We start from the raw sequence: 8,986 nt of genomic DNA, 5'->3' as shown, positions 1-8,986 counted from the left end.
TTCTGACTAAAAATTCGCTCAAATAAACTTCGAGAAATTCTTACCATTCAATCAATGAAATATTTTCGATCGATCAATCAGTAAAAATCCACACAAGTTGTTCTTCTATTCTCTTAATGATCTTCTCGATGATTCGTCATCACCAAGCTAGGTCGGCTATGTTACTCTAATCTAAATTAAAGTCAACAGGTAATTTCGATATTTTTAAAACTTACCAATCAACCCAAGAACCTAACCAATCTAGCCAAATCCTTGTTTCTCAACAAGTTTTTATCTGCATCACCGCCGATGGATGTGCATTCTACACCATTTCAAAACACACGCAAGCACTTTTAGAAAATTTAATAATTCGGTTGTTTTATTTTTAAACCACAACCAACTCAAATTACTGATTTATATCGTTTAAATTTATTTAATTATCTTGATAGATAGTTTTAATGATGTAAGTTCCTGTAATTTAATGAATTAATATGAAATACGGATACAATTCCACCTAATTTTAGATGGTCACATAAATTAAAGCAGAAATATTTTATTCATATCTCTGCTTTGCTTTTTATTTTTTAGTCTTTATCTGAACACTCATAATTTTAATTGGTTGTTTAGGGACATTTTGATGCATTCCATAGTTACCTGTAGGAACACTAACAATTTTATCAACAATATCCATTCCCTTCGTTACTTTACCAAATACGGCATAACCAGCATCCATTTGTGAACGATTTAGGAAAGTGTTGTCAGCAACGTTAATAAAAAATTGACTCGTAGCAGAGTTAGGATCACTAGTGCGTGCCATTGCTAAAGTACCACGTGTATTTTTCAAACCATTATTTGCTTCATTACTAATAGGTGCTTTAGTTGTTTTCTCAATCATATTTACATCTAAACCACCACCTTGAACCATAAAGCCTGGAATAACACGATGAAAGATCGTACCTGCATAGAAGTTACTTTTTACATAGCTTTCAAAATTCTTTGCAGATATAGGGGCTTTATCATCATAAAGCTCTATCTCAATATTCCCCATACTGGTTTTCATATCAACCATCGTATTTGCAAATAAATGGCTGCTGGCTAATAGTAGGCTTGTTGTAATCAACAACTTTTTCATGATTGCTTTTCTCTAATTTAGATGAGTGGTCAGTTGTAAATCATAATATTAAGTTTACAAATTCATTTTTGCTATTTCTTATTTGTTATCTGAAATGAAAACCTATGTTCCACGTGAAACATAGGTTTAATTAAATTAATGGTGCTTATCCCAAAACTTTCTAAAGTTCTTTGCAATCTCAATGGTATTCCGTTTAGCCTTGCTAGAAACAGGCGTTAAATTAATAAACCCATGTGTTTGATCTGGATAATCCACATACTCAACTTTAACACCACTTTGTCTTAACTTATGGCTATAGATCTTTCCTTCATCATGTAACAGGTCATGACCCGCTGTAACCACGAAAGCTGGCGCTAATCTTTTAAGATTACCAAAGGTTGGAGAAACTAATGGATCATCTAAAGCAACTTGATGATGATTTGAATAGTATTTGGTAACGTAGTCCACATCTTTGCTTGTTAGCACTAAACCTTGACCATAGGCGTAGAAAGAAGGGTGTTTACTTTTAAAATCAACAACTGGATAAAAAAGTAATTGTGCTTGTGGTGCATAGGACTTTCCGACAGCATTTTGTGCAACTACGGTACTAATATTCCCCCCTGCACTATCACCTGCAACAGCAATACGGTTTTTATAAATTTTAAGTTGACGGCGATTTTGATATACCCATGCCAACGCATCTTCACAAGATTTAATCAATAACTGTGGTGATGCTTCAGGTGCAAGCGGATAATCCACACTCAGGACTTGTACTTTTGCGTACTTCGCAATGAGTCGACAGGCTTCATCATGCGTATCTAAACCACCAACGACGAAACCACCACCGTGATAGAACACGATCATCGGTAATTTTTTATTAGGTGCAGGATGATAATGCCTTGCGAAAACAGTGCCACTCTGTAAAGGCAGACGTATATCTTCTACCGATTCTATAGAAGTCGATTTATTTAAAATCGCTAACATTTGTGTATCAAATTGACGGCGAGATTCGATCGGATCATCTCCAATAAAACCAACACGCCCTTGTTTAATTTGAACTGCCATTAAGCATTTTGTAAAAGCATCCAAATCTGGATATTGATATGGGTAGCCTAAAACTTTCGCCAATGATTCTTGTACAATCTTAGGCAGCTTATCTAGCACACGTGCAGCAGGACCTTGTCCTTTATCTAAAATCGTTTGAATTTTTTGAGGTAATGCTGACACGTTCTTCCCCTTTTTCGCCCTGTCCATAGTTCTTGTTCATATCGACTATATGCTGTTATAAAGTCGTAGATCAAGATAAAGAATCCAAAATCATGCTGTAACCTAAATGGCTTATCTTAAAAAGTCATTAACCATTTTGCTAATCACTGCTTGCCTTTCATGCCAATAGCCAAGCTCAAGCACAGGTAAAAGAGGTATTTTCTGTTTTTTTAATATTTCTAATGGCTTTGTTGCACAAACCTATCTGAAAGGCTTTTCATCGCGGAAATATTGCCATTTGGTTTGATCCTGCTACGCAATGGTATGCTTCATCAAAAGGCAAACAAGGGCGAAATCAAACCTACTCCGATGCAGCCATCCAATGCTGCTTAATGATTAAATCCTTATTCCGTCTGTCTTTACGTATGGTCACTGGCTTTGTGCAAAGTCTGATTAAACTTTGCAGCTGAACAGCCCCGACTATCAGTGATATTCGTACTCCACACTGTGTAGAATACAAAAGCATATTGATATTGTAATCAGCGACCATAAAAGTAGCGATGGGCTGCCTTGCGCAATATATTTCTCATCGTAGACTCTACAGGCATGAAGTTTCTAGCTGAGGGCGAATGGAAACGCAAGAAACATGAACCTGTTAAATTGGTTTTCGGCTTTAAGTAAGAGGAGTATGTCACCATGATCCCGAAGCCAACAGATAATGAGAAGAAAGTGTGCCCATAAGCAGCTAACCACACTTTATAGTCCATCATCGCAGACCAGTTCGGCGTGAAGAATGCATTTAAGCCTTCAGCCGCACCAGGTAAACGTAATGATTGAAGGTTTAGCCGCCCCTGAACAGCACAGTGGTACGATTCGTTTCAGCTGTGGTCTGTTTCTGTTCCAACTGGGTGTGAATGAATGCATTAAACAATTTAAGAAACACTATCCATAGATCCATTTCGATGTCTATTTAACTGAAAATACGGTCGACCTCATCGATGCTCAGGTTGATCTTGCACTGCGTATTACCCAGAAAGTTACAGATGGGCTGATTGCCCGACCAGTTTGTCAAATCGAATCCATCTTTTGTGCACATCCGCACTATTTACAAGACCACACTCCCCTTTCACACCCAAGCCAATTGATTCAGCATGAATGTATAGCCCACCATATGTATAATCAGTATTGGACTTTGTTTGATACAGATCAACAACCTCAGAATTATCCATTAAATGTTACGTTTAAAAATGATGATGTGATTGCGCTGTATCAAATGTGTCTCAAAGCAGAAGGCATTGCCATGTTACCAACGCTATTGGTGCATCAGGATATTGCACGACAACGTTTGCAACAGGTATTTACAGATTTTTTGCACCCGACCTAACCTTGTGGTTAGTCTATGCATCAAGGCAACATTTACCGAAAATCACACAAGAATTTATTGCTTTTGTCATCGAAAACTTAAATTTTTACTTAAATCAGCAAAATTAAAAGATTTAAATTGACCTGAACGCTTGAATTTTGTCGCCTTGCCCATACTTCATCCCTATCTATGAATGACCAAGATGTGGCAGTTCGGGTTTAACCCTATGAGCATTCACGCCAAAAGGACTGTACATGTTTAAGAACTTTTTTCAACGGAGATCATCAATGGCTAATGAGCAAAATGAGCAAGCTCAAGACATTCAAAATGAGCAACAAACTGAACAAACTCAAGCTGAAGGTGTAGAGCAAGCAAACGAGCTTAGCGTTGAAGATTTACAAGCGCAAATCACCAAACTCGAAGAAAGCTTGAAACTTGAAAAAGCCCGTACCGCAAATGCCGTGTACGAAGCACAAAAGAGTGTTGAACGTATCCAGCGTGAATCTGAAAAACACAAAGATACCGTTCTTGAGAAATTTGCTAAAGAGTTGTTGGATTCAGTCGACAATCTTGAACGTGCGATTCAAGCCGCTGGTGATGAACAAACACCTTTACTTGAAGGTGTAAAACTGACTTTGAAATCGCTACTGACAACACTTGAAAAATTTGGTGTGGTTGAAGCAGATACCCAAAATGGTTTCAACGCAGATCTTCATCAAGCAGTCGGTATCGATCCAAACGCTCAAGCGAACCAAATCGGCACTGTATTACAAAAAGGTTATACCTTAAATGGTCGCCTACTCCGCCCTGCAATGGTCATGGTCGGACAATAAATCCAGTATTTTGAGAGTTTTTCAGTTTTTTTTCATAAAAATGCTTGAAAAAAAACGATTGACTCTCATATCGAATAACAAGCAAATCCCCTTTACCCAAGAGCATATGAGGGGGATTCACAAAATTTTAGAGGAACACAATCAATGGCAAAAATTATTGGTATTGACTTAGGTACAACTAACTCATGTGTTGCTGTACTTGAAGGCGACAAAGTAAAAGTAATCGAAAACGCTGAAGGTGCACGTACAACTCCATCGATCATTGCATACAAAGATGGCGAAATCTTAGTTGGTCAAAGCGCTAAGCGTCAGGCTGTAACAAACCCGAAAAACACTTTATTCGCAATCAAGCGTTTAATCGGTCGTCGTTACGAAGATCAAGCAGTACAAAAAGACATCGGTCTTGTACCATACAAAATCATCAAAGCTGACAATGGTGATGCTTGGGTTGAAGTAAACGACAAGAAACTTGCACCTCAACAAATCTCTGCTGAAATCTTGAAAAAGATGAAAAAAACTGCAGAAGACTATTTAGGTGAAACCGTAACTGAAGCAGTCATCACTGTTCCTGCTTACTTCAACGATGCACAACGTCAAGCAACTAAAGATGCAGGTAAAATTGCAGGTCTTGATGTTAAACGTATCATCAACGAACCAACTGCTGCTGCACTTGCGTTCGGTATGGACAAAAAAGAAGGTGACCGTAAAGTTGCAGTTTACGACTTAGGTGGTGGTACTTTCGACGTATCAATCATTGAAATCGCAGACCTTGATGGCGACCAACAAATCGAAGTGTTATCAACAAATGGTGATACTTTCCTTGGTGGTGAAGACTTTGATAACGCGTTAATTGAATTCTTGGTTGAAGAATTTAAGAAAGAACAAAGTGTGAACTTGAAAAATGATCCACTTGCGTTACAACGTTTGAAAGAAGCTGCTGAAAAAGCAAAAATCGAGCTTTCTTCATCAAATGCAACTGAAATCAACCTTCCATACATCACCGCTGATGCAACAGGTCCTAAGCACTTAGTGATCAATGTAACGCGTGCAAAACTTGAAGGTTTAGTTGCTGATTTAGTTGCTCGTACAATCGAGCCTTGCAAAATCGCGCTTAAAGATGCTGGTCTTTCGACTTCAGACATCTCTGACGTAATTTTAGTTGGTGGTCAGTCTCGTATGCCACTTGTACAACAAAAAGTACAAGAATTCTTTGGTAAAGAGCCACGTAAAGACGTGAACCCTGATGAAGCTGTTGCAATCGGTGCTGCGATTCAAGGTGCTGTATTGTCTGGTGACAAAACTGACGTTCTTTTATTAGACGTAACACCATTAACTTTAGGTATCGAAACCATGGGTGGTGTATTAACACCAATCATTGAGAAGAACACTACGATTCCTGCGAAGAAATCACAAGTGTTCTCTACAGCTGCTGACAACCAGCCTGCTGTAGATATTTCAGTTTACCAAGGTGAACGTAAAATGGCTCAACAAAACAAATTGTTGGGTAACTTCCAATTAGGCGATATCCCACCTGCTCCACGTGGCGTACCGCAAATTGAAGTATCGTTCGACATCAACGCTGACGGTATCTTAAAAGTATCGGCTAAAGATAAGAGCACTGGTAAAGAGCAATCAATCCAGATTAAAGCAAACTCAGGTTTGTCTGATGCTGAAATCGAAGCAATGATCAAAGATGCTGAAGCGAATGCTGAAGAAGACCGTAAGTTTGAAGAGTTAGCGAAAGCACGTAACGAAGCGGATGCTTTAGTCTCTAGCTCGAATAAAGCAGTCAAAGATCTTGGTGATAAAGTCACTGAAGATGAAAAAACTGCGATTGCTACTGCGGTGTCTGAGCTTGAAGCATCGACTAAAGAAAATGATGTTGAAGACATCAAAGCGAAAACTGAAGCTTTACAAAACATCTTGATGCCAATCACCCAACGTGCTTATGAACAAGCACAAGGTGCTGGCGGCGCAGAAGGTTTTGATCCAAACGCATTCCAAGGTGGTGATGCGGGTCAACAACAGAAAGCGGACGATGGCGTTGTAGATGCTGAGTTCACTGAAGTAAAAGATGACAAAAAATAATTTGTCTCTTTAAAAAAGACCGCGCGAAAGCGCGGTTTTTTTTTATTTTAAGATTCATTATTTTGATCGAAATATAGTTCACCCAAAATCGGCATAAATAATGGTTCGACTCCAGAAGCTTTTATTTCTTCTAAAAATTCAGGGATATTCACACCAGGTAATAATTTTGGTGGTTGATCAATAGGTGTGAGCATCGTATCCCAATGACATGGAATAATGTATTTAGGTTTCAGCAAGCGCACGACATCTTTGACATAGTTCGGGCGATATTTGCGTCCAATCGCACATAGACAAACAATATCTGCTTGCCTCCCTTGTAATTCTTGTTCAATAAAATCAGCTGAATCAATGTGTACAACGCGAAGATGCCCCGTATTAATCCACCAATTAAACACTTGACCATGCCGTAGGTGATGAAATTTCGGTGGATAAGGTGGCGGTGTAGTCATATCCCCTGGTAATGGCACCCGACCAAACAATGCTTTGCCATGAATCGACGGCAGCCCAACAACTTGCCATTGACCACAATCTATGATTTCTCTTCCCTTTGTTTCAAGCATTTGCGATTCAGACAAGCCTGCTGAACGTCCATACATTAAAGTCGCTTTGGATCCAATTAACCGTGCCCCCGTTTGTTTACACACTTCTGGCGCATCTAGAATATGATCGTAATGAGCATGCCCAATCAATACATCATCTACATTTGGTATATGTTGTCTGACTAATTCAGGATCACTCAATAAAGGCTGAGTAAACGTTTGGTTTAAGTTTGGACGACTGATAAAAGGATCAAGCACAACTGTACGATGCTGATCAGAAAGAATGAATCCCGCCGTCCCCAAATATTTGATTTTTAAATTTTTAACGTTTGCATCAGCAGGAGAATCTGCTGTCCATGCAGTATCAGGCGCTTTCAGTAAATATTTCAGCATATTGTGCCTTAATGTTTATTGTATTTATTCCTTCAGAATATGCATTAAAGCAGAATGTGATACATGTTGATATATTTTCCAGATATCTCTTATTCTTGTTATAGTTCAATTTATTTAGATCAAAAGTCTCTCTTAAACTGATTCATTTCATTTTCAGAAGAATAGAAAATACAATCATGCGCTTTTTAATTTTTTCAGGGTTAATTATTTTCTTATTAGGGTTAAGTTATCAAACTCAGAAACATCCTCAACTAAAATTCAATTCATTAGCTGACCGTATCACTCATCCAATAGATACTCGCCTGCGTTATCGAATCGCTGAGGTAGATCCTCGTTTTAAACTCAGTATTGAACAAGTACAAGAAATTAGCCAACAAGCAACTCAAATTTGGAAAGATGGTACAGGTCAAGATTATTTTGTTTATGACCCCAATGCCCAACTTGCGATTCACCTCATTTACGATGAACGCCAACAAGAAAGCGAACAACGCCGAGAACATATAACTCAACTCGAAGCGAATCAACAGGTATGGAAAGATAAAAAACAGCAATTAGACCAAATTGAACAAGAAATTATGCGGAGTAAGCAATTTTTAGATTTAAAACAACAACAACTCAATCAACAAATTCAGCAATATAATCAAGAGCAGCTTTCTGCTCAACACAACCAATCTGCATCTGGGAATTCGACATATTTTCAGCAGAAACAACAAGAGCTACAAAGTAATATTGAGTTAGTGCAACAAGAAGTTAATCAATACAATCAAAGAATTACTCAATTAAATCAAAAAATAGATGAACTTAATTCACTGGATCAACAACTAGATGCTTCAGTCAAACAATACAAACAACGCTTTCAACCACATTTATTTCATAAAGGCTTATTTAATGGAAAACAAATTTTAATCTATGAGTTTGAATCAGATAACGATTTACGATTAACACTAGCACATGAACTAGGACACGCCCTTGGTTTACAACATGCAAACAGCCCTCAAGCTTTAATGTACCCTATTATGAAAGATCAAGAGATGGACCATTTCCATCTTACTCAGGCTGACCGTGATTTATTATTAACAAGATAGCCTTTTATGGCTGAATTCGCCCTACAACAAGAGATTCAAGTTCATAATCAAAAAACTCAGCAACTTAATCGAGATATTCAAAAACTCAATCAAAATAATAAGCAACTTGTAGCATCAGCTCATCAATTTAATCAAACATTTCAGCCACGTTTGTTTCACAAAGGGCATTTCAATGGTAAACAGATTTTTATTTATGAATTTTCATCACTGGATGATTTACGCCTCACTCTGGCACATGAGTTTGGACATGCACTAGGTTTAAAGCATACCAAAGATCCAAAATCACTGATGTATCCAAGAATCAAGGAACAAGATGCGAAGAACTTTCAACTCGCAGATGTCGATCTGGAACTACTGGGCTTTTCTCGTTAAGTCTCTGTTATAAGGAT

6 protein-coding genes and 4 pseudogenes are annotated in these 8,986 nt (G+C 38.0%); 6 read left to right on the top strand and 4 right to left on the bottom strand.

Annotated features, from left to right (window positions below):
- Nucleotides 1-556: 556 nt before the first annotated feature.
- Complete coding sequence (locus CDG56_RS11560) at nt 557-1,111, bottom strand: peptidylprolyl isomerase (protein WP_087547939.1); 555 nt, start codon at nt 1,109-1,111, stop codon at nt 557-559.
- 135 nt (nt 1,112-1,246) lie between these two features.
- Complete coding sequence (locus tag CDG56_RS11555) at nt 1,247-2,317, bottom strand: alpha/beta hydrolase (protein ID WP_205666497.1); 1,071 nt, start codon at nt 2,315-2,317, stop codon at nt 1,247-1,249.
- Nucleotides 2,318-2,574: 257 nt separating this feature from the next.
- Between CDG56_RS11555 and CDG56_RS11550 the strand changes: the two are divergent.
- Nucleotides 2,575-2,950 (top strand): annotated as a pseudogene (locus CDG56_RS11550) (transposase); the annotation flags it as partial.
- Here CDG56_RS11550 and CDG56_RS11545 read toward each other — a convergent pair.
- Nucleotides 2,944-3,141: pseudogene (locus CDG56_RS11545) on the bottom strand (sodium-dependent transporter); the annotation flags it as partial. The pseudogenes CDG56_RS11550 and CDG56_RS11545 sit on opposite strands and share 7 nt — an antisense overlap.
- Here CDG56_RS11545 and CDG56_RS11540 point away from each other — a divergent pair.
- From CDG56_RS11540 to dnaK, 3 genes and pseudogenes are all read left to right on the top strand, one after another.
- Nucleotides 3,135-3,787: pseudogene (locus CDG56_RS11540) on the top strand (substrate binding domain-containing protein); the annotation flags it as partial. The pseudogenes CDG56_RS11545 and CDG56_RS11540 overlap by 7 nt on opposite strands.
- A 159-nt stretch (nt 3,788-3,946) precedes the next feature.
- Nucleotides 3,947-4,492: a nucleotide exchange factor GrpE gene (grpE, locus tag CDG56_RS11535; protein ID WP_005158808.1), complete on the top strand. Its 546-nt coding sequence runs from the start codon at nt 3,947-3,949 to the stop codon at nt 4,490-4,492.
- Nucleotides 4,493-4,636: 144 nt separating this feature from the next.
- Nucleotides 4,637-6,580, top strand: a complete 1,944-nt coding sequence (gene dnaK / locus CDG56_RS11530; RefSeq protein WP_087547937.1) for a molecular chaperone DnaK — start codon at nt 4,637-4,639, stop codon at nt 6,578-6,580.
- Nucleotides 6,581-6,627: 47 nt separating this feature from the next.
- Here the strand turns inward: dnaK and CDG56_RS11525 are convergent, their stop codons facing one another.
- Complete coding sequence (locus CDG56_RS11525) at nt 6,628-7,512, bottom strand: MBL fold metallo-hydrolase (protein WP_087547936.1); 885 nt, start codon at nt 7,510-7,512, stop codon at nt 6,628-6,630.
- A 176-nt stretch (nt 7,513-7,688) separates the two neighbouring features.
- On the opposite strand from CDG56_RS11525, the gene CDG56_RS11520 reads away from it, so the two are divergent.
- Complete coding sequence (locus CDG56_RS11520; RefSeq protein ID WP_087547935.1) at nt 7,689-8,597, top strand: matrixin family metalloprotease; 909 nt, start codon at nt 7,689-7,691, stop codon at nt 8,595-8,597.
- A 21-nt stretch (nt 8,598-8,618) separates the two neighbouring features.
- Nucleotides 8,619-8,969, top strand: a pseudogene (locus CDG56_RS11515) (matrixin family metalloprotease); the annotation flags it as partial.
- Nucleotides 8,970-8,986: the final 17 nt, after the last annotated feature.

The organism is Acinetobacter sp. WCHA39 (assembly GCF_002165385.1).
Lineage (GTDB): Bacteria > Pseudomonadota > Gammaproteobacteria > Pseudomonadales > Moraxellaceae > Acinetobacter.
This window is presented reverse-complemented; position numbering and strand designations above follow the sequence as displayed.